Origin of the sequence: Moorena sp. SIO4G3 (assembly GCF_010692305.1) — a bacterium.
Taxonomy (GTDB): domain Bacteria; phylum Cyanobacteriota; class Cyanobacteriia; order Cyanobacteriales; family Coleofasciculaceae; genus Moorena; species Moorena producens_A.
The window spans coordinates 1-1,293 of the sequence record NZ_JAAHIG010000740.1 but is presented as its reverse complement, the minus strand read 5'-3'; the positions used below and the strand labels follow the sequence as shown (position 1 = coordinate 1,293).

Below are 1,293 nucleotides of genomic sequence, written 5' to 3'. Positions count from 1 at the left end.
TTCCAAGTGGTCTTTTCAGCATTACTGAAGCTAATGCTGCATCATCAATTGCAAATACTCTTAACGAAATTCAATTTGAAAATGGACAAAAGCTTGTTACAACTATTCTTAATGGTGGAGATTACCAAGCAACTGAACTGCTTAGAGATATAGGGGGCTCTCCTGGACTTGTGGTGATAACTTGACCTAATTATTGAAGCAGGCTAATAGTCTAGCGCGAAAGTTTTCAAAGTTGGAAAAGCCGTATCCTTGCCGCTTAATTAGTTTAATACGATTGTTGATTCCTTCCATGGCACCACTCGTGGTGCGATGCTTGAAATAGTTGCAAATTCCCTCGAAATGATTCCAAATTGTTTGAGTCGATTCAACAAAAAATAATTGGGCGGTTCGCAGCCATTTTCTCAGTTTCTTTGCTCCAGCTTTAAGCGTCTGATGGGTTTCATAAATTTCTCTTAAATCCTCTTTCATCTCATAGGCCATGCGCAGACATTCAGACCGAATCAAGATGGCCTCTAGGTCCTGTTTCTGTTCATCCGTTAAGTCCGCTCCATTTCGAAGTAATAAATATTTGCTGCCTCGATCTTTAATTCCCAATTGCCATCGCAGTTGATTTAACTCTTGATTGACGGCTTTCATCACATGAAATCGGTCAAATACAATATGAGCATTGGGAAACACCTCGGTGATGACTTTAGGAAATCCACCCCACATATCTACGCTGACTTCCTCGACCGATTGACGAAACTCAAGGGGCTGATGAGTCAGCACCTCAATGATATCCTCCTGCCGATGGGAGTCGATTACCTCAATCAAGGTTCCCTCGTCAATATCGCTGACGACCGTCACAAAGTCTTGGTGTCCTTTGCGCATACTAATTTCATCAATACTGAGTCGTTTTGTTGGGGTCAATTCCGGTTTTTTTTACGATAAATATGGTCAAAAATGCCTTTCACCTCGTCATAACTTACCCCTTCTTCTCGGCCAATCTGCTCCATACTTGATTGCTGAACTCGCTGATAAATGTCTTCTTCATATCGACACGTATGGCGTCGCTTCCAGTCGATAAAATTCAATCTTTCAGTACTATATCGCTGACAATTTGAACAATAGAATTGACGCCGAGGAACCCTCAGATAAACCGCTCGACCAAATGGCAGTGGCGTTCACCCAGTCGAAATGGGCCGAGATGAGCTTCTTCCCCTATGCGGTGATCCTGCAGGTCACGCCGGTGATCGCGATTGCACCGCTTCTGCAGATCTATATGGAAAGCGCCTTTGCGGCCGCCCTCGCCTG

At 43.9% G+C, this 1,293-nt stretch carries 3 protein-coding genes; 1 reads left to right on the top strand and 2 read right to left on the bottom strand.

All coding sequences use genetic code 11. From position 1 onward, the window contains the following. The coding region (locus F6J99_RS45085) for a hypothetical protein (RefSeq protein ID WP_293123965.1) at positions 1-185 on the top strand (185 nt) is incomplete at its 5' end. Between the two features lies 1 nt (position 186). On the opposite strand, the gene F6J99_RS45080 is transcribed toward F6J99_RS45085, so the two are convergent. Together F6J99_RS45080 and F6J99_RS45075 are read right to left on the bottom strand one after the other, a co-directional pair. After that, a complete protein-coding gene (locus F6J99_RS45080) occupies positions 187-909 on the bottom strand; it encodes an ISL3 family transposase (protein WP_293123963.1) in 723 nt (240 codons plus the stop codon). Beyond that, positions 906-1,073: a transposase family protein gene (locus F6J99_RS45075; protein ID WP_293123960.1), complete on the bottom strand. Its 168-nt coding sequence runs from the start codon at positions 1,071-1,073 to the stop codon at positions 906-908. Before F6J99_RS45075 ends, F6J99_RS45080 begins: the two co-directional genes overlap by 4 nt. Between the last annotated feature and the right edge of the window lie 220 nt (positions 1,074-1,293).